Genomic DNA, 23,948 nt, shown 5'->3' with positions numbered 1-23,948 from the left:
GAAATTATTCGGAGGTGTTTGCCAGTGTCATCCCAAACTGCAAGCGGCGAGTTTACCGACCTGCTCATTATCGGAGGCGGGCCGGCTGGCATGTTTGCCGCTTTTTACGGCGGAATGCGGAAAGCGTCCGTTAAATTAATCGAAAGTATGCCTCAGCTGGGAGGACAGGTTGCCGCCCTTTACCCAGAGAAATATATTTACGATATCGCCGGATTTCCCAAGATTACGGGCCAGGAATTGGTCCACAACCTGAATGAGCAACTGAAACGGTTCGATCCGGACATACGTCTTGAAGAAAAAGTACTGCGTATCGAGAAGAAGGATGAGCGTCATTTTGTCGTCACCACCGACAAGGAAGTCCACTACGCACGGGCCCTGATCATTACGGCGGGGGTCGGCGCTTTTGAACCACGGCGGCTTGAGCTGGAGAACGCGGCCAAATTCGAGAAGAGCAACCTGCACTATTTCGTCAGCGATCTCAGCCGCTTCCAAGGCCGCCGGGTCTTGATCAGCGGCGGAGGCGATTCCGCGGTGGACTGGGCGCTCATGCTGGAGCCGATCGCCGAGCAGGTCACGCTGATTCACCGCCGCGACAAGTTCCGCGCCCATGAGCACAGCGTCGAGAACCTGATGGCCTCCAGCGTGCAGGTCATCACCCCGACGGAAATTACCGCCCTGCACGGCGACGACCGGATCGAGCGCGTCACGCTTTCGCACACGAAGACGAAGGAGACTCAAGACATCGAGGTCGACGACGTGATCGTCAATTTCGGCTTCGTCTCCTCGCTCGGCCCGATCGCGGAATGGGGGCTTGAGATCGAGTCCAACTCGATCGTCGTCGACTCCCGCATGGAGAGCTCGATTCCCGGCATCTTCGCGGCCGGAGACATCACGACCTATCCCGGCAAGCTCGATTTGATTGCCGTCGGCTTCGGGGAAGCGCCGACCGCGGTCAATAACGCCAAGGTGTATATCGATCCGGAAGCCAAGCTGTCCCCGGGACACAGCAGTAATCTTAAGCTTTAATTACATGAGTTGACACAAAAAGGGGTATCTTAACTTTACGCAGGAAACCTTGCTGTAAAGGAGAGATACCCCTTGTCCTATATCTGTCCGTTATGCAACGGTATAGCTCCGTTGACCGCAACATGTCCCGATTGCGGGCATGTCCTTGAAAATGCCGGTAAGAAACAGGACTACGTCGGTCCTTACAGCCCTTACGGGTCGGCCGATCAGTACACCTCTGCATCCACGGCTCAAGCTCCTTCCGGCTGTGAACATGTCGTCCTGTGTCCGCACTGTCACGAAGCTTATATTTATCATGTCAACGCTTGGAAAGCGCCTTAACTTCATCGACATCAGCTTGTCCATCCTTCAGCGACAACTCGTTCCCTAATGTAAAATCGGCGAGTCGGTTATCAGATCTCGTCTATGGATCTCTGCCAACAGCAATGCGATGAAATCCCGGTCCAAGTCGAGCATAGTGGCCAAGTGATAGGATTCAAGCAGCATCTCGTCTGTCAACATCGCCATTAATAACACATCCCTTCTATTTTTTTCCTCATCATAACAAGAAACCCTAATCAGAACAAGCGTTCCTCTTATCCACAAAACACTGTGGAAATCCTGTGAATAACGTGTTAGCAAAACCTGGAACACATTGTAGAATATCATTGGATAATGTGGATAAAAGTTATTCACAGGATGGTAAGCCCCATTTTTTGACGAAAATTTTTTTTACTTGCGCTTAAAAGACTGGTTATAAATTCATTAACCTGTAAAACACTGGAATAAACCGCCTGACTTTGGTTATTGCGGGCGGGTATTTACCTCGAATATCCACAGCTTTCCGCTTTGGTCGATCCCATAGTCAAATCCAAGCTGGTCGATCCCCGGGAAAGCCGCCTCCATAATCGCGATGCACGTATTCGTAAGATTCCGCATCTCCTTGCGTTTCTTGATCCCGGCTCCGCGGCGGCGAAGCGAAAGCTCCAGTCCCTTGCGGGCCGTCAGTTGGGTTCCCCCTTTGCAAAGATTGGTAACGAACAGACCGGGTCTGGCCAGACGTCCGACCATGGAACGGTACACCCAACCCCCGTCCTGCTTGACTACCTTGACTCTGTAGTCGATCGGACGCCCGCCGATCCGGGCCAAATGAATCCCCTGCTGGATCATGTACCGACGGCCGACTTTGGCACGGTTTAAAGCCCTGAACATGGCCTCGAAGCTGGAGAATGATCTTTTGGAGGACATATAGGTAAAGGAGTAGATCCCCCTTGCGCAGGATACCTTGATCACTCCGTACCCGCCCCCGCCCCGCAGCGGCTTGATCACCACCATGCCAAACTGGTGCAGCATGCTCCTTAACGACTCCGCACTGAACATTCGGGTTTGCGGTATGTGGGCGGCCACGTCCGCGTTTCTGAGTAGCGCTTCCGTTTTCAGCCATTTATTGGCCAGTTGTCTTCCCGCCATGACACCATCCCCTTTCCGTTATACGATATTCATACTCAATCGGCAGAAGGGGTTCTTGTATGTTTGTCCGAGGCGTGAGCCTCTTTTCCTCTTCTCGCATTTTTGTTCAAATATGCTAAACTAACGTTAGTATGGGCTAGCAAGATTTTTAGTGAAGGAGGATTCCTTTGGAAACCGAAGCCGCTTTATTCGAAATCCTGTATTGGATCGCCATGATCGCCATGTCTCTGGTGCTTGCCGGTATTACTGTGCTTTTGTTCATCACCGGCCTTAAATTCGCCAAAGGCTCGCGTAAAGGGCTTGGCGCGGGCTGCATCCTCTTCTCGCTGGTGGCGGCCGGCATGGTCGTGCTTATGGTCGACCGGCAGTTTTTTTGAACCCGCGATCGGGCCGGGATTCATACGCTTCGCACTTCGAAGCGGCATGAATCCTTTTGTTTTTTGAAAATGTCTGAAACCAAATGGATTTTTTACGTAATATAACTATAGTAAAAATTTGATTCATCGACAGGAGGTTCATTGCTTTCATGGGGGGCACGCACATCTGGAGTGAACGATTCAAAAAGTTTTTCCTTGGCAACCGCTTTGTCATTTTTCTGCTGATTTTGCTGCTGATCGGACTTAATATTTTTGTGCTGGACAAAATATCTTTTATCTTTACCCCGGTCGCGGTCCTATTAAAAACGGTACTGCTTCCGATCCTGCTGACGGGCGCGATCTACTACCTGCTTAACCCGCTGGTGGACTGGCTTGAGCGCAAAGGGATTCCGCGGGTCTACACGATCGTCGCGCTCTACCTGCTCATCGTCGGTCTGATAACGATCGTCATCCTGTCTATCGTACCGGTAGTTCGGGAGCAGATTATGAGCTTGATCGAGAACTTTCCGAAATACAGCTATGAAGTGCAGTTGCAGTTCGAAGGCTTGATCGGCAGCGACTTCTTTCATCAGATTCAGGAATCGACGGGCTTTAATCCGACTCAGCTCGCGCAGACCGTCTCGGAGAGAGCGACCTCGCTTTTGGAGAACGCCTGGTCGGGCCTCGGTGGATTTTTAGGCGCCTTGAAGGACATTATTCTGGCGATCGTTACGGTGCCGTTCATTCTGTTCTATTTGCTGAAAGACGGGAAGAAGCTTCCTAACTTTATTTTGCGTTACGTCCCTATCCGTTTCCGTACCCAAACCAATCGGGTGATGTCGGAAATGAACGGACAGATCAGCTCCTATATCCGGGGGCAGATTATCGTCAGCTTTTGCATTGGGGTATTGCTGTACATCGGGTTTCTGATTATCGGGATGGATTACTCCCTCATTCTGGCTATTATCGCCGCATGTACGAGCATCGTGCCGTACCTGGGCCCGGCTATCGCCATTACGCCGGCTTTGATCATCGCCATCGTCACCTCGCCGCTCATGCTGCTGAAATTGATCGTCGTCTGGACCGTCGTTCAATTGGTGGAGGGGAAATTTATCTCCCCGCAAATCATGGGCAAATCCCTGCGGATTCATCCGATCACGATCATCTTCGTGATTCTTACCGCCGGGAACCTGTTCGGCGTCCTGGGCATCATTCTCGCCGTTCCGGGATACGCCGTGCTCAAAGTCATCTTCACGCACCTGTTCAAATGGTTCGAAAATCGTTCCAAGCTATATGAACCGGTCGCCGCGGAATCGGCGGCGCCGGAACATGACGCGGAGCGAGTGGACGGGGACAGCAAGTAATCGAGTAAACGGGCCGCTCCGTAAGGAGTGGCCCGTTTGTGGTTGGGCGGGGGCTCAATCTACCTTACGGAGCGTAAACAGCCGCGAAGCAAAATCGCCTTTATCCATCACATTGTAGCTCACGCCTTCCTTCCAGGGCGGGGTCAACAGCAAGCCCACATGCATCAATTCGCCGCCCGAGTAGGATTGCCCCAACTCCTCGACATGGTAGACAGCCTCCGGGATCAGCCCTTTTAGTTTAAGGCGCTTATAGGCTTCGTTCGGGACGGACAGCACCTGATACCAACCGACGATCGCTTCGCCTCTCTCGGCATTCACCGTCATCCAGGCGGTTTCGTTCTCCTCAAACGGACTTTGCAAGCGGAAGAAGTCCCCTCCGGTCAGAAGCTTTCTGTACCGTTTGTAAAAGCGGATTTGCGTCTTGATGGCCTCCCGCTCCTCCGCCGTCAATGCGACGGGGTCCAATTCGTAACCGAACACGCCGAAGTAAGCGGCGTTCGCCCGGGTGTGCAGCGGTGTTATCCGGCCTACCTGGTGATTGGGAACACTGGATACATGGGCCCCCATACTGCTTAACGGATAAGCCATCGACGTGCCGTACTGGATTTTAAGCCGTTCCACGGCGTCGCTGTCGTCGCTGGTCCAGGTTTGCGGAGCATAGTACAGCATGCCGGGATCAAAACGCCCACCTCCCGAGGCACAGGACTCAAACAAGATATGCGGATATTGGCGGACCAGCTTGTCATAGAGGCGGTACACCCCCAGGATATAGCGGTGAAAAAACTCCCCCTGACGGTCGCTTCCCAAGCTGAGCGAATAGGCTTCGGAAATGTTGCGGTTCATATCCCATTTCACGTATTCGATATTGGCCGACGACAGCACCCGGTCCATTTGTTCAAAAATACCTTCCACCACCTCGGGCCGGGAAAAATCGAGCACATACTGGTGGCGTCCTTGTTTCCGCTTTCGGTTCGGCGTGCCGACGACCCAGTCGGGATGGGCTTGCATCAACCGCGAAGCCTCATTCACCATCTCGGGTTCGAACCATAAACCGAATTTCATGCCGAGCTTGTTGATCTCCCCAGCCAAGTACTTCAGCCCGTTGGGAAGCTTGTCCCCGTTCACGAACCAATCCCCCAGCGAGGTGGTGTCGTCGTTGCGCGTTCCGAACCAGCCATCGTCCAGAACCAGCAGTTCTATGCCGAGGTCCGCGGCCGCTTTGGCGATGGCGAGTATTTTCTCCTCATTAAAGTCAAAATAAGTCCCTTCCCAATTGTTCAACAACACAGGCCGTTCCTTTCGGGCCGCCTCGCCGCGGATCAGGTGGTTGTTATACAGTTTGTGGTAAGTCTGGCTCATGGCGTTCAGCCCGCTTGAAGAGTACACCATCACGGCTTCAGGGGCGTGGAAGGTTTCTCCGGGATGGAGCAGCCAACAAAATTTGTCGGGATGGATTCCGATCATAAACCGGGAAGTTCCGTAGTTATCCACTTCAACTTGCGCCAAAAAATTACCGCTGTATACGAGATTCAGGCTGTACACCTCGCCCCCGTGCTCCGTCGTGTCCGGCTTGGCCAGCATCACCATCGGATTGTGAAAATGGCCGCTGGCCCCCCGGGTGCTTCCGACCGCCTGAACGCCGGGGCGAAGCGGGGTCCGGTAAAGATGGCGCTCTCTTCCCCACGCGCCCGACAGTTGAATAAACTCAAAGCGGTCCTCCGGCAGATCGAAGCTGGCGCTCATCAACCGGTTGATCTTCAACCCTTGATCGCCGCCGTTCGTAACCGCCACCGAGCGGGTGATCACCGGCAGGTCCCGGTAAATCGTATACTTTAGGGCCGCTTCAGCCTGTGTCAGGCGATCGACCAGCTTAACGATTAAAGTCTCCGCTTCCCCGGGAGCGGTAACGAACGTGGCGGGAAGCTCGGGAAGCAGCGGTTTGCCGCTCTGAATTTCATAGCCCGCATACTGAAATTCCATAATATGTGAACCGTCCCCCTGCAAAATTTCGAGGGCCGCTTCCCGAAAATCGCCGCTCCCGGAGGAGGGAAATTCCTGTTTGATGCTGTCCAGCGAGATAACGAGGTCGCCGGTAAACTCGCCTACCGACACCGGCCGGTAGCTGCGTTCAACGAAACGGCCCGCGTTTCCGAGATAGCGGAGGGCCGGCCCGTAATATAAGTGTTCCAACTGACCGTTCTCCATCACGCGAAACAAGTAACTGATCGCTTCGTTGCGCAAATGAAAAGTTCGTTCCTGCTCGTTAATCTGAATCTCTGCCTTGGCTTGTCTGTATGAATTCAATGCGTACGTCTCCTTTGTCTCAAATCGTGGTTTCGGCGTTTTTCGAGATCAGAATACCATGTCCGGCGGCCGATCTACATGCTATTTTCCCAGCGTTATATAGCAAAACTTAATATGATTCAGACAAGGTCTTCAAAAAACGAAAGAATGCGTTCATTTGTGCCGCCCCTTTGTTTTCGCTATATTGAAGTCAAGGGAAGGAGCGATGAAATGAACGGACAGATGATCCAATATGTAGATACGACGACCAGCATTCAGCATAAAAATACCGCCGATTTGATTTTATACAACTGCGGAACCGAGAACTGCGCGCCCGGCCATGCGTTCGGCCCGATTGCGCGGGAATTTAACCTGATCCATTTTGTCATCGGCGGGCGGGGCCGTTTGGAAATTCGGCAAAAGGAATTTGGGATCGGTCCCGGCCAGGCCTTCCTGATCCCGGCGAACGAAGTCGCCTACTATCAGGCCGACCGGACCGATCCCTGGGAATACTGCTGGGTCGGCTTTATGGGGATTCGATCCCAGACGTACCTGAGGAGTATGTTCCCCAGCCGGGATCAGCCTTTCGTTCTCGACGTCGAGGATATCTCCTATTATCAAGCGACCATTCTGGAAATGCTGCGGATCGGAGACCATCGACTGACGTCCTCCCTCGCCATCCAGGGATATTTGTACCACATGCTTGCCAGACTGGTGAAAGATTCCGGGGATGTCCGGGAGGGAGACCGGCGAGTCCCTTATTCGACCCAGGCGATGAACTATATCGAGAAAAACTACAACAGCGGCCTGCAGATTCACGACGTGGCCAGCTATCTTGGGCTGCACCCGAACTATCTGTCCGCCGTATTCAAACAGGAAACCGGAAAAACCCCAAAACAATACATGATGGAACTACGGATTCGGAAAGCTTCCGAACTGCTCCGGCAAACGGATTATCCGATTCTGGTCATTTCCAAATCGGTGGGCTATGCCGATCAACTGACCTTTTCGCGCGCCTTCAAAAGCATGACGGGGATGTCCCCAACGGACTACAGACAGCAATTCCTTTGATTTTGCCATAAAGATCATAAACCCGGCTCTATTTGACCCCGCTCCGATCTGTTATCGTTTTGCTGTTACATAGTCAAGATCTATAGGATTTTGGCAGAAACAGAAAACCGCAACGAGAGAGAGGGGTTTATTCAACATGTGGATTGCTTTTGTTTCGGCTTTGGGCTGGGGCGTTATGCCCATTCTGGCCCAATGGACGAAAGCCGGACCGCGGGAGCAGCTTTTGGGCACGTCCGCCGGCGCCGTGCTGTTCGCAGCCGGGCTGTACGCGGCCTCGCCGACGGTCTTCTCCCCCGGCCCCTACATGATCAGCTTTATATCCGGGATTCTGTGGGCGGTCGGCCAATGGCTTCAATTCGAAGCGTTTCAACGGATTCGCGTATCCGTCGCTATTCCTTTTATCTGCGGGCTGCAGCTAACCGGCACCACCTTATTTGCCGCCCTGGCCTTGGGCGAATGGTCCACCCGGTTCCAGTTGCTCTTAGGAACCGCCGCGCTGGCGCTTGTATTGGCCGGTGTGCTCCTGACCAGCCTGCAGGAACGGAGCGCGGGGACGAAACATGGGCTAACGCCGGGGCAGCTGTCCATTCTTCTCTGCTCCGCCTTGGCCTTAACCGGCTATGTCGTGATCAATCAGTGGTTCGACATCAGCGGCCTGGCGGTCATCCTCCCGCAATCGGCCGGCATGTTCCTTGCGGCCATCACCATTGGCCTGTTGGCCGGAAAGCGGCCGAGCCCCCGGATGGTTATTCGGAATCTCGCCACCGGATTCGCCTGGAGCGTCGCCAATCTGGCGTTGTTTGTCGCGAACGGCCGCATCGGCGTAGCGGCCTCGTTCCCGGTTTCCCAGGTCAGCATCGTGATCGCCACTGTCGGAAGCATTCTGATCTTTAAAGAGAAGAAAAGCGCTGCGGTATGGATGCGAGTGCTGCTGGGCAGCACGGTGCTTATGGCGGGCGTGTTCCTGATCGGACTCACCAAATCTTAGATTGCATCACAAAAGCCGCTGACCTTCGGTTCAGCGGCTTTTGTGCGGCATGCGGCCATGCTTGAGCCGCTCCGCCATCAAATTAACAGGCTTTTTTTCAAGTTCACGAAACGCTCGCTTCGTTACCGGTGACACAACGAACCCTCCACGACGATTCTCGCGGAGGGTTCTTTTTTACGCGCACAAGTTTGCTCCGATTTCGGACTCTATCCTTTTACGGCCGAACCTACCGTCATCGCATTTTCCACCTGTTCGCTGAAGAAGAGATAGATGATCACGAGCGGCAAGCTGGCGATCGTCATCACCGCCCCCATCCCGCCCCAGTCGGTGCTGTATTGCCCTTGGAAGAACAGGAGACCGAGCGGCAGGGTTTTCATCGTTTCGTCCGAGATCAGAATATAGGCAAGCATGAATTCGTTCCAGTTGTTCAAAAATTGGAAAATGGCAACCGTCGCGATGGCCGGGGTCACGATCGGTACGATAATCTGGAGAAACATCCGGTAAATGTTGGCTCCGTCCATGCAAGCCGATTCTTCCAGCTCCCCGGGAATGCCCTTCATAAACCCGTAAAAAACCAGACAGGAAAAGGGAAGTCCGATCGCGACGTACGGAACGATCAGCGCGCCGTACGTATTGGTCAAGTGAAAGTCCCGAACCAGGATCGCGAGCGGGATCATGATGACCTGAAGGGGCATGAACATCCCCACCGTCATATACAAACGGGCACTTTCCCGGAACTTCCAGCGCATGCGGGCGATCGCAAACGAGAACATCAGCGACAACACCAGAATCAGCAGCGTGGAAATCGAGGACACGACCAGACTGTTCAAGAAATATTTGGGGATATTGAACTGGGACCAAGCGGCGATATAGTTCTCGATGCGAAAATGGGTCGGTAAGCCGAACGGGTTGGTCACGAAAATTTCTTCATTATTTTTAAGCGAATAAGAGATCATCCACACTAACGGATAGACGGAAATCACAAAATAGATCCATAATGGCAACTGCAGCAATGCCGTTTTGATTTGCTTCATCCTTTAAGCACTCCTTCTTACCGCGACCGGCCTTGGCTTACGCTTCATTCCGGTCAAACGTCTTATTAATAACGATCGTCGCCAGCAGCGATAAGCTCACCAGCACGACGGATACGGCGCAAGCGTAGCCATAATTGCTCTCCAGGAATGCGTATCTGTAGATCATGAAGGTCAGCGTATAGTTGCTTGTGCCGGGACCGCCGTTGGTCATAATCAGCATCTGGACGAAGGCCCCGATTCCCGAGGTAATCGCAACGATGAAACAGAACTTGTAGGTTTCCTTCATTAAAGGAAGCGTTACCTTGAGATGGGCCATCCACTTGGAGCAGCCGTCAATGGTGGCCGCCTCCATATATTGCTCGGGAATCGATTTGACGCCGGCATACAGCAAGCTGAACTGGTATCCCATAAACTGCCAGGCGTTGACGAAAGCGATCGCGATAATGGAGGCGGTCGGGGAGGTCAGCCAGTTTTGCTGATAGGGAATGTGCAGGAGGCTGAACAACCGGTTGATCAACCCGTTCGTCGGGTCATACATGGCGATCCAAAGCTGACAGACGACCGTAACGGAAAGAACTACGGGGATGAAGTAAGCTGTTTTCAGCAATTTCCGGGCCTTGATTCGCGGGTCCGCGCAGGCGAGCGCCAGAATCGTCCCCAGCCCGATCTGAAAGACAACGAGTACCACGGCAAAAATAAGGCCGTTGCATAAGGACGTGATCAACAGCGGATCGTGAAACAAATCCAGATAGTTGGCGATGCCGTTCCAGGTAGCCGCGCTGAGGCCGTCCCAATTGAAAAAACTGCGGTAAAACGTTTGAAGCACCGGATAAATGATCACCACGCTGTATATAAGCAGCGCCGGCAGCAAGAACAGGATGATGGCTTTTTTATTGCTCAGGTATCTGTTCATAGGTTCAATCCACTCCTTTGGGTGAAAGGATACCGACCCGCGGGAGGTCGGTATCTTTCGGCTGCTAACTCATCTATTTGTTTTCTCTTGCCATAACGCGATTGATATTGTCGACGAACTGCTGAACCGTATATCCTTTGACCAGCATGTTCTGCGTGCTGTCGTCGATCGCGTTCTTGATCTGCACATTATTGATAGGCGTCATATACTGCGTCGCGTTCGGAAGAACCTCTTCCGCGATCCGCTTCATCATTGGCGGAACCTCTACCGTTATCGGTTTGTCTACTTTAATCGCAGTAATCGGGCTTCCCAGCTGAGTGTACTTGTATTCGCCGTATTTTTGCGCCAGGAAACTCGCGACTTTGACCGCAACATCTTTATGCTTGCTGCTAGGCGAAACCGCAAATCCGCCGGGAGCACCCGAGCCGTTGATGAAGCCTTTCCCGCTCTCGTAAGCGGCCTCATCCTTAGCCGGCCAGTACATCCAGTCCACCTTGTCGCCCAGCTTTTCGGTGCTGCTGTAGATCTCCCACTGTCCGTTCACGAACATCGCCGCTTTGCCGGAGTAGAATTGGGCCGAAGCCTGATCGTAGTTCGTATTCGTGGCGTTGGCGTCGAACAGGTTGGCCTCCTTCAGCTTGTACATCTCCTCGGCCGCCCGCACAAAGGGATCGGGCATGGCGGTCGTGCCTTTGGCCTCCAAGTCGCCGTAGCCCGTTGTCCCCTGCTCGCGAGTCACAAGCCCGGCGTAGAATGCCGTTGTGATCCATTTTTCCTTGGCGAAAATCGCCATTGGAATATACCCCGCCGCGGAGAGCTTGTTGGAAGCCTCGATCATCTGGTCGTACGTTTTGATCGGCGTTTGAATCCCTACTTTTTCGAAAATCTCTTTGTTGTAATAAATCAGCTGGAATTCGATGCCCGGATAAGGAAAGGCGTACACGTGCCCATCGGGAGCGACCAGTTTGGATTCCACCCCTTTGTTCAGCTTCGCTTTAAATTCGGCGGTTTCCGGATAGTCGTCGAGTACCTCAACATTTTGCGCCTTGGCAAAGGTCTGCAGCGTCGCCCAGTCGGTATCGTAAATATCCGGCATATTTCCGGTGGCTGCATACGTTTTCAATTTTTGATATCCGTCCTGTACCGCCTCGTCGAGAATGATCTCCACATTCGGCATCTCTTTCTTCAACTCAGCGACCGCGTAATCGAAGGGCTTGGCCGTATCTTCATCAAAATGCTGGGCGTACACCTTCAGCTGAATCTTCTCTTCTCCGCCGGAGGCTCCGGTATTTCCGGATTTCTGAGCCTTGTCGCTCCCTCCGCCTCCGCATCCCGCGAGAGAAAGCGCCAGGACCGTCGCCGTCAGCAGACTCAATGCCTTTCGATAATTTTTCCCCATGATAGATCCCCTTTCTTTGTATGAAACGAACCTTAGGATTCACTTCCCGCGCTCATTGATAGCGTTTTCAGAAGTGGTGTTTTTATTATAAAAAAAGCCCGCCACGACCGGTTAGGGCTAAAGCGGGCATGATCGGTAATATTCGGGACAAATGAAGGGGCGGCCTAACGGCGGGTGCTGCGGACCCGGATCTCCCGCTGTTCAAATTCGGAAGGCGGCATGCCGTAGTATTTTTTGAAGCACTTGCCAAAATAACCCGGATCGGTATACCCCACCTTTTCCGCGATGTCCGCCAGCTTAACGTTCCCTTCGGCCAATAACTCCTTGGCGCGCCTCATTCGGATATACATAATATAGTCCAGCACGGAAATATCCCCTTCTTTGCGGAATACCTTCCGCAAGTAACTGGCGTCCACAAACATCCCCCCGGCCACCCGCTCGACCGTCAAATCGGGGTCGGAATAATGTTGATGGATGTACCGCTTCGCCGCAAAGTATAAGTTATAGGATTTGGACGGACGGCGGTCTTCCTTGTATTCGATGACTTGTTCATACAGGCTGATCAACCATGCCTCGACCTCCTTCCAGGAGGACAGTTGGCGTAAATAATCCTCCGGCGAACCCGCCGGTTTCCATAAGGATTCAGGGTTCATCCCCCGCTTGCTTGCATAGGAAAGACAGAGGGAGACATATCCCATCAATACGGTAAAAGCGAAACGCCCCCCGGTCCGATGCGGGCTGAATAGCGCCACGGTGCGCCGGATTTCAGTCTGGGCCGCTTCGGGATCGCGCATTTTCAAAGCCGAAAGCAGCATTTCGTGCGCCCCGGGATGCAGTTCATACGAAACCGGCGCTTCATTTGGATCACGTCCTTGAGCTTCGGCCGGCTCGGCGAACAGCCCGGCTCCGTCCAAGCTCCCTGCCGGTTTGTTCGCGCCGTCCTGCCGGGTTAGGTCCCTGACGTTCGGATGGAGCATCCCCACCTCTTTTTTCCCGAGCTCCAGCTTCTTCTTCACTTTGGTCAACACCGCGGCGAACTCTTCCTGATTAAAGGGCTTGAGCAAATAGTCGAACACGCCGAGCCGAAGCGCCGCCTGGGCATATTCGAATTCGTTGTGACCGGTGACAAAAACGACGACCATCCCCGGCAGATTCAGATTCAGCTTCTCGGTCAACTCAAGCCCGTTGAGATAAGGCATGCTGATATCCACCATCGCCAGATCGGGATGGCTGCGTTTCGCTTCCTCCAGCGCCTCCGCGCCGTTGGCCGCCTCGCCGCAGATGGTAAAACCGTGGCTGCTCCAGTCCAGCTTCGTACGCATATAATAACGGAAAAGCGGTTCATCATCGACGATAAGCACTTTATACATCGTTGTCATCTCCCTCCTTGCCGGGTACTTTCATCTCGATGGCGGTGCCCTCTCCGAGGCAGCTTCGGACCGTCAGACCGTAAGCTTCGCCGAAATAAAGCTTGATTCGCTCGTGAACGTTATAGAGGCCAATCGACGTCTGCCGCCCCTTTCCGGATAGGGATGCTTCCACACGCTGAAGCTGTTCTTCGGACATCCCAACGCCGTTATCTTCCACCGTGATCATTACATTCTTATCCGACCTTGCCGCCCGGATCGATACACTCCCCTGCTCCCCTTTGGTCTTTAACCCGTGATAGATCGCGTTCTCGACCAGGGGTTGAAGCGATAATTTCGGTACGTTCACCGACGCCAGCTCCTCCGGAATTTCGATGGAATAGCGCAGAACATCGGGGTTACGGACCTGCATAATGTTCAAATAATCACGTACATTGCTGATTTCCGCCCCCAAGGGAATGATCTCGCTTCCTTTGCTGAGCACCGCCCGGTAAAAATCCGCGAGCGCTTTGGTAGTGTCCCTCGCTTCCTCGTTCATCCCCAAATCATTGAGCACATAGATCGTATCGAGCGTATTGTACAAAAAATGAGGCTTGATCTGGGCATGCATCAACGCCAATTCATAAGCCCTCTTGCGGGCCTGGTCCTCGGTCACGGTACAAAGCAGTTCCTTAATCTGTCTGACCATGGAGTTGAATACCGAGGAGATCAATCCGACTTCATCCTCCGTGGCCACGTTGGACGTTGCATCCAAGTCCCCTTCCTTTACCCGGCGCATGGCTTTGGTAACTTGAAGCAGCGGGCCGACGATAATCTGCGCCAGTTTTCGGGTCAACAGCAGGGCCAGAAGCAAACCGAGAAACCCTACCGTAAACGTAAGCACAAAATTGCGGTAAATGATGCCGTTCAGTTCCTTCAAAGAAACGATACTGACCAGTTTCCAGCCCAACTTGTCATATGGCGTAAGAGTGGTGAGTTGTGTCTGCTTGCCCCGGCCGATGATGTCGGAAACGGTCCCCTTCCGCTCCAGCAGCCGAGGCGAAGACAGATCGGAAAAGGGGGTCAGCAGCCGCTCCGAAACAGGGCTGGACACAATTTGACCCTGGCTGTCCACGATGTAATACTCCTTGGAAAAAGAGTTCTCCGGCGTCATCTGCAAAAATGAGGCGAAGGTCGTTTCTTTTACATTTACAAACAGCGTCCCCAGCGTCTTGCCTGTGTCCAGGTCGAACACCATTTTCCCGAGGGTGAGTACGGGAACCGCGGGATCCGTCACCATAAAGTTCCGCCGTTCCATCGGAAACCAGCGGTTGACCCCGTAACTGCCCTGGGACTGCACCATTTCGGGCATGGGGCTGTTCAGCACTTCCCGATCCCGTTCCCCCTTCTGGGGATAAGAGGAATAGATTCTGCCCGAAACATCCAAAAACACGGCGGAGTCTACGTCGGGGAACATTAACAAGTCGATGGAAAGCCGGCTCTCCATTAAATTTTGGAATCTCTTGTCGTCCACATCCGTAACCCTTGCCGAGTACTCTTTATATAATTCATGGATATCCGCCGTCATGATATTAGTGCAGCTCTCCGTATTCTGGATGATGCTGTCCAGTTGTGAAAGAATGAGCCGCGACTCGTCCCGGATATTGATCTTCTCTTTTTCCACTACGGTATCGCCGAACATCTTACTGGAAATCAAGCCAAGCGCGATAAGCGGAATTAGGCTGAGCGGCAAAAAAGTGTACATAATTTTGCTATGAATCTGCAGTCGTCCGAACCAACTTTTGAAACTTCGGGTTATCCGCAACCGGGGCAGCCTCCTCTCGCCGTAATTCTCCATCGCCGGACTTTTACTATTGCTCAACAGACAACGTTGATCACATTGAATTCCTGCATATCTGCATACTTTTTTCTTGTACGGAATAAAAATTTCAAAATGCCTGCAATTCTGCAGGAATTTTCGACGAGATCGGCTCGTTTCTCTTAAATCGCCAGAAAAACCTGCAGATTTGCATCTTTTTTCGCATCCCCTCGGAAATCAGCCTAAAATACCTGCAGATTTGCATCTTTTGGAGATGGAAGGGTTGGAAAGTGTACCAGGCACCTTGATCGCCGTGGGCCCCATAACTTGCCTTAACGTTGATCATAGATGTAAACGCTGTATTCTGACAAGCCATAAATCCCAAAATCCACGATTTTACAGGCGGTCATGCGAGGGAGAAAAGCCAAAAAGCCACCCAATTCGGGTGGCTTTGGCAGGAGAGCCGAACCAGTTACGGTTCAAGCAGCAGATCAAATTTCACTTCGGGGTAAGCGGGACTCGGCCCGTTTAGCAGCTTCGGTCGACTGCCTTTCAAATACGTATCGAAGAAATCCAGCACGTAGGCATTTACGATTTCCGCACCGCGAGCCCCGTCCAGTTCCCCCGTCAATCCGGTCAGCTTCACCAGGGGAGAGTAGAACTGCAAATCCGTAAAATTGTAGTGCTCACTCCGCTCCACATAAAGCGCCTTCCCGTGATAATTCGCGGCGGCTTCCATTAGAGCGAGCTCATTGGAGACGATGCGCCGCCCCACTTCGCTTTGGATTTCCCCTTGTCTGAGCTTGTCGGCGGATGCCTTAAAATCTGCCGACTCCAGAAACAAAAACGGCTTCTTCATCACGGTCTTCGCGTCAAACTTATCGAACTGGGTACCATCCATGTTGATTCCCGCCTTAATCCGCTCTTCCGTCAAAACAGCGTGGTAAGCGGTAGCCCCGCCGAACGAGTGCCCCATCATCCCGATCCGATCCAAATCCAGTTTCCCCTGAAACGCGCTCCTCTCTTGTCCGGCATTTATCGCTTCCAGCCAATCGATGACCTCCGAAACATCACCCGACCAAATTTTTCCTATGCGCGGCGCCGCCATGAAGAAGTCTTCTTCCCCATTCGGTTCGCTCACCAGTCCGGTCATTTTCCCGTCCGGAAATACGGTCGCCGTCGTGTTATACGTATGGTCGATCGTCACAACCACATAACCGTGGCTGGCCAGATGCTCGGCTTGGGAGACATGCAGCATCCGGCTTGTCCCCATACCGTGGCTCAGGAGAATGACCGGGTAAGGCGTGCCGGATGCCAGCAAATCCGCGTTTTCAAAGCTGTTGCCCCGGAAGTCTTTCCAGTAGTCCAGCGCAAACGAAGGAAGGCGGAAAGTCTGGGCAAAAGCCCGGGTAAAAGGGGCCGCCATGTCGGATTGCCCCGCAACCGGAACTACCTCTGCTAGACTCCGCCCTTCGGTGTTGTCTGCCGGGTACCATATTTGAACCATCAATTCCCGGGTGTCCTGCGGATCTTTCGTGAACGGCTCCGGACGGTCCGTACCGGAAATCCGTGCGGTTTGCGTTCCCACCGCATAAACCCCATCCGGCTCAGGGAGCCGAACGACCGGCAGCAGAACGGACAGGGCCGCCGAAACGGCAACCCCGGCCGCCATGATCAGAAGCAGCATCCCCTTCCCGGCTATTCGCCGCCAGCTTCGGGACGGGCTTCCCTTGGGCTTTTTCAAGAGGCTCCAAAGAACAAGCCCCCCCGTAGCGACGCAAGCCGGAAGCAACTGCCAGCGGTAATCCCCGGCCAGCAGACAGCCGGCTACGGCCCCTGCGCCGATAAGCGCCGCAACTCCATTCCCCGTTCTGCCAAGCTTTCGCCCGGTCAACACGTAAATCCATAAAGCCGTTCCCGCCAAAATCAAAAATAGTTCGCTAACTCTCATACTAGTCTTCGTTCTCCCTTCGCTAAAAACAAACCGGTTTATGCTAACAGCATAAACCGGCCAGTTTAAAACCCGGGGGGGTGCGTGTTTAAAAAGGGGTTAATTTTAACTCGTAACTATAACGCTAACGATTACGTCTTTCTTCACGTCTTCCGCTCCTTAGTCCGACTAATCCGCGCCATAGTTTAGTCAATCTGCGCCTGGTTTGCCAAGTCTTGAGACTCTTCTTTCTGCGATTCTTCGTCCAAAGGACATCTCACTCAAAATCTGGCGCTTAGTAATCATAGTTCCCTCCTATGTATGAACCGTCCGCTCTCAACATTAATTGACTCTAATGACCTCTATTCAATTTGGATCTTATCGACCGATACACCTAAATTTTACCATATTATGATTCGTGACTATTTTACTAGATATTTGACCAACAACATATTTGACCAACAACAAAATCAATAGAACGCTCATCAACACGTGTTTTTCTTATTTACACGTATTTTAGTACGTGTTAAAATGTTAATGTAAGGACGGTGGCGCCATGAAGGGTTTATCTTCGCGGGAAGTGATAAAAATAATCGAGGCCGACGGATGGTACTACATAAGAGCAACTGGCGACCGCTACCAATTCAAACACCCCCGCCGAAGGAGGCTTATATATGAAAGATCGTTATATATATCCGGCTATTTTCGACTATGCAGACGACGGCATCTCCGTAGAGTTTCCGGACCTTCCCGGTGCATTAACTAGCGGCGACTCCGATGAAGAGGCGCTGCATATGGCGAAAGACTGTCTCGCGCTGCATTTATACGGAATGGAACAGGACGGCGATTCGATTCCCGACCCCACTCCTATTTCGGAACTGCCGCAAATGCCAAAGAAAGTAGTCGTCTTAATCGACGTGTGGATGCCGCCTTTTCGCGACAATATGGCGGAACGCGCCGTTAAAAAGACGCTGACTATTCCGAAGTGGCTCGACGATATTGCCGCGGAGAACAAAGTTAACTACTCGCATATCCTGCAGGATGCCTTAAAGGATTATCTCGGCGTCAGCGAGCGGAAGAAATTACGATGAGGGTACCACCAGCCCTCCTTTTGACCATTCTTATTCATTAAACGAAAAAGAACCCCTCATCATAGTCTTTAAGACCTGACGAGGGGTTCCGTTATTTCGCCCTATTCTGTTAAGCGAACGTCTCGCCTTCGCTTCTGTACAACAGACCCTACCGTTGCCTCGGGGTCGTGATCCTCACCCGCAAACGGCGTTTTAAGGGTAACTCAATCGCAAACTTCCGGCCGGCCCTCTTCGTCGCGCATGCGGAACGATTGGCCGCAGCCGCAGGAAGCGATCGCGTTCGGGTTATGGATGGTAAAACCGCCGGACATGCCGGATTCCTGGAAGTCGATCTCCAGTCCGTTGAGATAGCGTACGCTGTCTTTTCCGACGACCACTTTAATTCCTTTCACGTCCAGGTAGACATCCTCTTCGCTTTCCTGATCGTCCAGTCCCATACTATATGAAAAGCCGCTGCATCCGCCGGGATTTACGCCAAGGCGGAGAAACATATTCGGGGTTTCCTCCCCGGCAATCATGTCCTTGATTCGCTTAGCAGCACTATCCGAGATTTCAATCATAATCAACCCTCCTTATATACAAAAAGTATACTCCACATCGAAGTTCCCCTCAAGCGGTGTGATTTTTATAGCAGCAAACTTGGAAGATCCCCGTTCCGCTTGTTGTCCCTTTCTCCATCGAGGTTTATAATAGGGAAGGTGGTTAATCAGCCTGCCGGGATGAATGCGGTTCGGATTCTCCCCAGGGAAACGGAGGTATTATCATGTTCACTGCAGTAACGCCAAGCACTGATAAAAGAATGGCCGAAATCGTAGAGAAGGTAAGACAAGGTGAGCGCTTAACCCTCGAAGACGGGGTGTATCTATATGAAAGCGACGATTTGTTGACCATTGGTCAGTTGGCGAACGAAGTCAACTTGCGCAAAAATGGCAAGAAGGTTTATTTCATAGAAAATATGAGCTTGTATTTTACCAATGTGTGCGAATCCCACTGCGCCTTCTGCAATTTCCGCAAGGATCAGGGGGAGGAAGGGGCCTACACGCTGTCGGGCGAAGAAATGGTCGCCTATGTCGAGCAGCATATTACCCCCGGCGTCCGGGAGTTCCATATTGTCGGCGGACATAACCAGCATGTTCCTTTCCAGTATTATGTCGACTCCCTCAAAGCCCTGAACGAGAGATTCCCCGACATTACGCTGAAAGCCTACACGGCGGCGGAAATCGAGTTCTTCACCCGAATCAGCGGGCTCAGTACCAAAGAAGTGCTGACGGAACTGCAAAAAGCAGGCTTAAAAACGCTAACCGGCGGCGGAGCGGAAATTTTGTCCGATCAATACCGGCAAAAAATGAAAGTGGAAAAAGCCAACGTCGACCAGTACCTGGATGTTCACCGGACAGCGCACCAACTGGGGATGAAAACGCATACAACCATGCTTTACGGATCGATCGAATCGCATGAGGACCGGATTCGCCACATGCTGCAAATCCGCGGGCTTCAGGACGAAACGAACGGATTCATGGTGTTCATCCCGCTGTCCATGCAGCCGCGGAACAAGAACGCCGGCATTATGCGCCGGAACTCGGCGTACGAGGACTTGAAGACGATCGCAATCAGCCGGCTGATGCTGGACAACATTCAGCATATCAAGGCTTATTTTATCAATATCGGGGTACAGTTGACCCAGGTCGCTTTAACTTTCGGAGCGTCCGATGTGCACGGCACGATTCTGAAGGAGCAAATCAGCCACGCCGCGGGGGCGCTTACGCCGGATGGCTTGACCCGGAAAGAGTTAATCTGGCTCGTGAAGGGAGCGGGGCGCATCCCGGTTGAACGGGACACGTTCTATAACGAAATCGAAGTTTACGAATAAAGAGCCTCATGCGAGGTTCAGTTATTTAAAAAAGGCTTTACGGCGGGCGGCAAGCCCCCTGGCAGAAGGGGAACGATAGCGATGAGACAACTTGTCATTCTGGGTGGCGGCTATGGTGGAACAATGATTGTGCACGAGCTCTTCAAAGGAGGGATTCCGGCGGATGTCCGAGTTGTCCTGGTGGATCGGCTCCCGTTCCAAAGCTTAAAGACCGAATATTACGCGTTGGCGGCCGGAACGGCATCGGATTATGAACTTCGCGTTCCCTATCCCCACCATGAAGGACTGACGATGAAATACGGGGAGGCCGCTTCGATCGACCTGGATCGGCGGATCCTATATTTTGCGGACGAGGCGGAGGAACCGCTGTTTTACGATCAGCTCGTCATCGCTCTGGGCTGCACCGACAACTATCACAATATCCCGGGCGCGAAGGAGTTCTCCTGCAGCATCCAGTCTTTTGCCTCGGTACGGGAATCCTACATGCTTTTGAACAATGCGAAGCCCTACAGCAAAATCAACATCGTCGGCGGGGGACTCAGCGGAGTCGAGCTCGCCGCCGAACTGCGGGAAAGCCGCCCCGATCTAAATATCGCCCTCATCGACCGGGGGGCGCGTCTGCTGTCGGCCTTCCCGCAAAAAGTGTCCGCCTATGTGACCAACTGGTTCCACGAACATGAGGTCGAGACCCGCTCTCATATTTCGATTACTTCTCTGGAGCAGGGCGTGATTCATTACGAAGGCGGAGACATTGCGTCCGATGTCACCGTCTGGACCGCGGGAATCCGCCCGGTGGAGCTCGTTCAGAACCTGAACGTGCCCAAGGACCGGCAGGGCCGGGTCGTCATCAACCCGTACCATCAGATTCCCGAATACCCGGAGGTATTCGTCTGCGGCGACTGCGCCAGCCTCCCGTTCGCTCCCAGCGCTCAGGCGGCCGGAAGCCAGGGGCACCAGATCGCGGAAGTGCTCACCGCGCTTTGGCGCGGCGAGACGCCGAAACTGCAGCCGATTAAGCTGCGGGGCACGCTCGGCTCGCTCGGCAAGAAGGCCGGATTCGGCCTGATGGGCAAAACCCAGGTGACCGGACGGGTGCCGCGGCTGTTGAAGAGCGGCGTGCTCTGGAAATCGAAGCATCATTGGGGCTGAGGCTGATGATTGGGTTGATTATCGGGGCGGCTTATTCCGCGTTCCCATCCATCTCGGCGATGAGTTCTATGATTCGCCGATACAGCCCTTCGGCCGTCTCCGCTTCAACGGTTTCCCCGTCGAGCAGACAGTATGGGGACATATAACACATGCCGCACCCCGTAAGGCAGCCGTATTCATAAACTTCACAGTGCTGCTCCTCCTTCAGCCGGTTCATGATTTGATCGGTGCCGAAGGCGGCGTTGTTCGCACAAAATTCAACAATATGTTTCAAGCTGGTCCTCCCCGTCAGCGAAGCATTTAAATTTAAAGTTTTTTGTAATATAATATATAGGAAAGGAAAGGAGTTGAAAACCATGAGTGAGAACGTACAAGATAAATTGTATGACGAAGTTCTGGAAGTTTTGGATAAACTGCGCCCCTTCCTGCAGCGCGACGGCGGTGACGTCGAACTGGTTGACGTGGAAGACGGTATCGTTAAGCTGAAACTGATGGGGGCCTGCGGCAGCTGCCCAAGCTCTACCATTACCCTCAAAGCAGGGATCGAACGCGCCCTGTTTGAAGAAGTGGAAGGCGTGCAAGAGGTCGTACAAGTATTTTAATGATATACAGCGCAAACATAAAACACGGTCCCCCGGAGTATCCGGCGAGACCGTGTTTTTTTATGGTATATGGAAGGGGTATCAGGAGGGCTTCACCCAAGGCCGAATCGGGTCCAGCCCCCCGGAGATGTCCATAATGTTGCCGGTTATGAAATCGGAGTCATGATGGCAGAGAAACGAGATCACCCGCGCGATATCCTCGCCGCTCCCCGGGCGGCCCAGCGGGGTTTCCCCGTCGGATAATCCGCGCGCTTCCCGGATGGAAATCTCCTTGTTCCGGCCCCGGATGTCCCCGGGACAAACCATATTCACCGTAATGCCGAACGAAGCCTCTTCCACCGCCAGCGTCTTGGTGAAGGAGACCAGCCCGGTTTTGGCGGCGGCGTAGACCGCACGATGCGGCCAAGCCCGCGATTCCGCGGCGTGACCGAAGCCGAAATGAATGATCCGCCCCCAGCCTTTTCTCCGCATGTCCGGCAGCACGAGATGGTCCAGCAGCATCGTGCCGACCAGATTGCCGTCGATCATGGCCAGAATCTCCTGCTGGCTATAGTCCGCAAACAGCTTGCGCTCCCGGATAAACGGCCCGGCGTTATTCACCAGAATATCGACCGGACCCAGCGAGCCGCGGATTTCTTCCACCAGCGCCTCGATCTCATCCCGCCGGGAGACATCGGCCCTCACGGCAATACAGCGCACTCCCGTCGCTGCGATTTCGGTACGAAGCGCTTCCGCCTCCGCCTCGCTATGTACATAGTTCAGCGCGATATGGCATCCCTGCTCTGCCAGCATCAGGGCGGTCTTCTTGCCCAGCCCTTTCGCACTGCCCGTAATCAGGGCGACTTTTCCCACCAACGTCGTTTCCTCCTCACGTAAGGCCTTCCATTTCAGTATAAAAGATTTGCACCGTTCCCACAAACCGGGGAATGTGACCTGAACCGGCACTAGCGGTGCATTAAAACTGATATGGGTGCTAACCTTGCCGGCCTTAATGGGATTTATTCGCCGATTTCAGCGGCGGCGTGACGAACTGGGTCTGATACCCGCAGCTTCTAGCTTCTCCAGCCGCCCGCCGAATAACGGCCTTTTGGGCTGTTATTTCGCCCCGATTTGCATTTTCGGCAAAAATAACGGCCAAAAAGGGCCTTATTTCATTGATGGGGGTCCCAAAATCAGGTTTCGGCCCGACTTTCTCTAAAATAAGGCCCCAAAAGACCGCTATTTCACGCCAAAGAGCCAAATTCGACAAAATAGCGCCTCAAAACGCCGCTATCGCACTGGCCGGCCCGCCCCCCCAAAGCTCCGCTGCAACAAAAAAACCGCTGCCGGATGGCAGCGGGACGAAGCTAAAGCTTTTTTATTAGAATACAGGAACCAAAGCGCCTTTATAGGTGTCTTCGATAAATTTCTTCACATCCGGCGAAGTCAGCGCCTTGGCCAATTTTTGGATGGCTTCGGAATCTTTGTTGTCCGGACGGGATACCAGAATGTTGGTGTAGGGCGAATCTTTGTCCTCGATGAAGAGCGCGTCGGTCATCGGGTTAAGCCCGGCTTCAAGCGCATAGTTCGTGTTGATCAGCGCCAGGTCCACTTCTTCCAGTTGGCGAGGCAGCATAGCCGCATCCGCTTCCTGGAACTTCAGGTTCTTCGGATTTTCCACGATATCCGCTTTCGTTGCCGTGATGCCCGCTTCTTCTTTCAGCTTGATCAAGCCTTGCTTTTGAAGCAGCAGCAGCGCGCGTCCGCCGTTCGTCGGGTCGTTCGGGATCGCCACTTTGGCGCCGTCCTTGATTTCTTCGGCCGATTTCAGCGTTTTGGAGTAAGCGCCGAAAGGTTCAACGTGAACGCCTACGACCGGAACGAGGTTAAAGTTGTTTTGTTTATTTTGCTCGTCCAGGTACGGCTGATGTTGGAAATAGTTCGCATCCAACTGCTTCTCGAAAACTTGCACGTTCGGTTGCACATAGTCGGTGAATTCTCTGACTTCGAGCTCAACGCCTTCTTCTTTCAGCTTAGGCGCGACGAATTTCAGAATGTCGGCATGAGGCACGGTAGCGCCAACCACCAGTTTGACCGGCTCGGAAGCCGCCGGAGTGTTCTCCGCCCCTTTGTCCGCCGCGGGTGCGTTGCCCCCGTTGCCGGCAGCGGCGTCGTTCTTCGCCGCGTTGTTTCCGCAGGCTGCCAAAACCAGCACCAAAGCCAGCGTCAGCAGCGAAAATGTCCATTTCTTCATCACAGTATGACCTCCCAAAATGTTT

Annotated in this window: 25 protein-coding genes; 11 read left to right on the top strand and 14 right to left on the bottom strand. The window is 53.2% G+C overall.

Translation table 11 applies throughout. The features are described from left to right. Window positions 1–24 precede the first annotated feature (24 nt). Together FRY98_RS23885 and FRY98_RS23880 are read left to right on the top strand one after the other, a co-directional pair. Complete coding sequence (locus FRY98_RS23885) at window positions 25–1,026, top strand: NAD(P)/FAD-dependent oxidoreductase (RefSeq protein ID WP_148456845.1); 1,002 nt, start codon at window positions 25–27, stop codon at window positions 1,024–1,026. Window positions 1,027–1,098: 72 nt separating this feature from the next. Continuing rightward, the gene (locus FRY98_RS23880; protein ID WP_148456843.1) at window positions 1,099–1,347 is read left to right on the top strand and encodes a hypothetical protein; all 249 of its coding nucleotides are present in this window, start codon (window positions 1,099–1,101) and stop codon (window positions 1,345–1,347) included. A gap of 45 nt (window positions 1,348–1,392) precedes the next feature. Here the strand turns inward: FRY98_RS23880 and sda are convergent, their stop codons facing one another. Next, entirely contained in the window at window positions 1,393–1,533 is a 141-nt protein-coding gene (gene sda, locus FRY98_RS23875; RefSeq protein ID WP_148456841.1) for a sporulation histidine kinase inhibitor Sda, read from the bottom strand. Between the two features lie 276 nt (window positions 1,534–1,809). Beyond that, on the bottom strand, window positions 1,810–2,475 hold the full coding sequence (locus tag FRY98_RS23870) for a YheC/YheD family protein (RefSeq protein WP_148456839.1): 666 nt from the start codon (window positions 2,473–2,475) through the stop codon (window positions 1,810–1,812). 167 nt (window positions 2,476–2,642) lie between these two features. Between FRY98_RS23870 and FRY98_RS23865 the strand changes: the two genes are divergently transcribed. After that, window positions 2,643–2,852 carry a hypothetical protein gene (locus tag FRY98_RS23865; protein WP_148456837.1) on the top strand — a complete coding sequence of 70 codons (210 nt, stop codon included), beginning with the start codon at window positions 2,643–2,645 and terminating at the stop codon, window positions 2,850–2,852. Window positions 2,853–3,001: 149 nt separating this feature from the next. Further along, on the top strand, window positions 3,002–4,195 hold the full coding sequence (locus FRY98_RS23860) for an AI-2E family transporter (protein ID WP_148456835.1): 1,194 nt from the start codon (window positions 3,002–3,004) through the stop codon (window positions 4,193–4,195). Window positions 4,196–4,249: 54 nt separating this feature from the next. Here FRY98_RS23860 and FRY98_RS23855 read toward each other — a convergent pair whose 3' ends face one another. Continuing rightward, window positions 4,250–6,400 carry an alpha-galactosidase gene (locus FRY98_RS23855; RefSeq protein WP_148457391.1) on the bottom strand — a complete coding sequence of 717 codons (2,151 nt, stop codon included), beginning with the start codon at window positions 6,398–6,400 and terminating at the stop codon, window positions 4,250–4,252. Window positions 6,401–6,709: 309 nt separating this feature from the next. Here FRY98_RS23855 and FRY98_RS23850 point away from each other — a divergent pair, with 309 nt between their 5' ends. Beyond that, on the top strand, window positions 6,710–7,549 hold the full coding sequence (locus FRY98_RS23850) for an AraC family transcriptional regulator (protein ID WP_148456833.1): 840 nt from the start codon (window positions 6,710–6,712) through the stop codon (window positions 7,547–7,549). A 136-nt stretch (window positions 7,550–7,685) separates the two neighbouring features. After that, window positions 7,686–8,537, top strand: coding sequence for a GRP family sugar transporter (locus FRY98_RS23845; RefSeq protein ID WP_148456831.1), 852 nt, complete (start codon window positions 7,686–7,688; stop codon window positions 8,535–8,537). A 206-nt stretch (window positions 8,538–8,743) separates the two neighbouring features. On the opposite strand, the gene FRY98_RS23840 is transcribed toward FRY98_RS23845, so the two are convergent. From FRY98_RS23840 to FRY98_RS23815, 6 genes are all read right to left on the bottom strand, one after another. After that, complete coding sequence (locus FRY98_RS23840) at window positions 8,744–9,571, bottom strand: carbohydrate ABC transporter permease (protein WP_148456829.1); 828 nt, start codon at window positions 9,569–9,571, stop codon at window positions 8,744–8,746. A gap of 37 nt (window positions 9,572–9,608) precedes the next feature. Further along, complete coding sequence (locus tag FRY98_RS23835; protein WP_148456827.1) at window positions 9,609–10,484, bottom strand: carbohydrate ABC transporter permease; 876 nt, start codon at window positions 10,482–10,484, stop codon at window positions 9,609–9,611. Between the two features lie 73 nt (window positions 10,485–10,557). Then, window positions 10,558–11,883: an ABC transporter substrate-binding protein gene (locus FRY98_RS23830; protein WP_148456825.1), complete on the bottom strand. Its 1,326-nt coding sequence runs from the start codon at window positions 11,881–11,883 to the stop codon at window positions 10,558–10,560. A gap of 164 nt (window positions 11,884–12,047) precedes the next feature. Continuing rightward, window positions 12,048–13,253, bottom strand: a complete 1,206-nt coding sequence (locus FRY98_RS23825) for a response regulator transcription factor (RefSeq protein WP_148456823.1) — start codon at window positions 13,251–13,253, stop codon at window positions 12,048–12,050. Then, a complete protein-coding gene (locus FRY98_RS23820) occupies window positions 13,246–15,054 on the bottom strand; it encodes a cache domain-containing sensor histidine kinase (RefSeq protein WP_170287163.1) in 1,809 nt (602 codons plus the stop codon). Before FRY98_RS23820 ends, FRY98_RS23825 begins: the two co-directional genes overlap by 8 nt. 466 nt (window positions 15,055–15,520) lie before the next feature. Then, window positions 15,521–16,999: an alpha/beta hydrolase family protein gene (locus FRY98_RS23815; protein ID WP_148456819.1), complete on the bottom strand. Its 1,479-nt coding sequence runs from the start codon at window positions 16,997–16,999 to the stop codon at window positions 15,521–15,523. A 535-nt stretch (window positions 17,000–17,534) separates the two neighbouring features. On the opposite strand from FRY98_RS23815, the gene FRY98_RS23810 reads away from it, so the two are divergent. Continuing rightward, window positions 17,535–17,744: a type II toxin-antitoxin system HicA family toxin gene (locus FRY98_RS23810; RefSeq protein WP_148456817.1), complete on the top strand. Its 210-nt coding sequence runs from the start codon at window positions 17,535–17,537 to the stop codon at window positions 17,742–17,744. Continuing rightward, entirely contained in the window at window positions 17,653–18,069 is a 417-nt protein-coding gene (locus FRY98_RS23805) for a type II toxin-antitoxin system HicB family antitoxin (protein ID WP_148456815.1), read from the top strand. The genes FRY98_RS23810 and FRY98_RS23805 overlap by 92 nt, the downstream gene beginning before the upstream one ends. 203 nt (window positions 18,070–18,272) lie before the next feature. On the opposite strand, the gene FRY98_RS23800 is transcribed toward FRY98_RS23805, so the two are convergent. Continuing rightward, the gene (locus FRY98_RS23800) at window positions 18,273–18,629 is read right to left on the bottom strand and encodes a HesB/IscA family protein (protein WP_148456813.1); all 357 of its coding nucleotides are present in this window, start codon (window positions 18,627–18,629) and stop codon (window positions 18,273–18,275) included. A 203-nt stretch (window positions 18,630–18,832) separates the two neighbouring features. On the opposite strand from FRY98_RS23800, the gene mqnE reads away from it, so the two are divergent. Together mqnE and FRY98_RS23790 are read left to right on the top strand one after the other, a co-directional pair. Continuing rightward, a complete protein-coding gene (gene mqnE / locus FRY98_RS23795; RefSeq protein WP_148456812.1) occupies window positions 18,833–19,939 on the top strand; it encodes an aminofutalosine synthase MqnE in 1,107 nt (368 codons plus the stop codon). 81 nt (window positions 19,940–20,020) lie between these two features. Continuing rightward, window positions 20,021–21,088 (top strand): NAD(P)/FAD-dependent oxidoreductase, encoded by a 1,068-nt coding sequence (locus tag FRY98_RS23790; RefSeq protein WP_148456810.1) that lies wholly within the window; start codon window positions 20,021–20,023, stop codon window positions 21,086–21,088. A gap of 31 nt (window positions 21,089–21,119) precedes the next feature. Here FRY98_RS23790 and FRY98_RS23785 read toward each other — a convergent pair whose 3' ends face one another. Beyond that, the gene (locus tag FRY98_RS23785; RefSeq protein ID WP_148456808.1) at window positions 21,120–21,362 is read right to left on the bottom strand and encodes a DUF1450 domain-containing protein; all 243 of its coding nucleotides are present in this window, start codon (window positions 21,360–21,362) and stop codon (window positions 21,120–21,122) included. A gap of 82 nt (window positions 21,363–21,444) precedes the next feature. Here FRY98_RS23785 and FRY98_RS23780 point away from each other — a divergent pair, with 82 nt between their 5' ends. After that, entirely contained in the window at window positions 21,445–21,690 is a 246-nt protein-coding gene (locus FRY98_RS23780) for a NifU family protein (RefSeq protein ID WP_114496928.1), read from the top strand. A gap of 81 nt (window positions 21,691–21,771) precedes the next feature. Here FRY98_RS23780 and FRY98_RS23775 read toward each other — a convergent pair whose 3' ends face one another. The 3 genes from FRY98_RS23775 to FRY98_RS23765 all read right to left on the bottom strand — a co-directional run bounded on the left by FRY98_RS23775 (window position 21,772) and on the right by FRY98_RS23765 (window position 23,923). Then, window positions 21,772–22,545, bottom strand: coding sequence for an SDR family oxidoreductase (locus FRY98_RS23775; protein WP_148456806.1), 774 nt, complete (start codon window positions 22,543–22,545; stop codon window positions 21,772–21,774). Between the two features lie 133 nt (window positions 22,546–22,678). Continuing rightward, window positions 22,679–22,939, bottom strand: coding sequence for a hypothetical protein (locus FRY98_RS23770; protein ID WP_148456804.1), 261 nt, complete (start codon window positions 22,937–22,939; stop codon window positions 22,679–22,681). Between the two features lie 111 nt (window positions 22,940–23,050). Next, window positions 23,051–23,923: a MetQ/NlpA family ABC transporter substrate-binding protein gene (locus FRY98_RS23765; protein ID WP_148456802.1), complete on the bottom strand. Its 873-nt coding sequence runs from the start codon at window positions 23,921–23,923 to the stop codon at window positions 23,051–23,053. Window positions 23,924–23,948 lie beyond the last annotated feature (25 nt).

The organism is Paenibacillus faecis (genome assembly GCF_008084145.1).
GTDB classification, from domain to species: Bacteria; Bacillota; Bacilli; order Paenibacillales; family Paenibacillaceae; genus Fontibacillus; species Fontibacillus faecis.
Note: the sequence above shows the minus strand (reverse complement) of the source record. Positions and strands in the feature narration are given on the sequence as shown.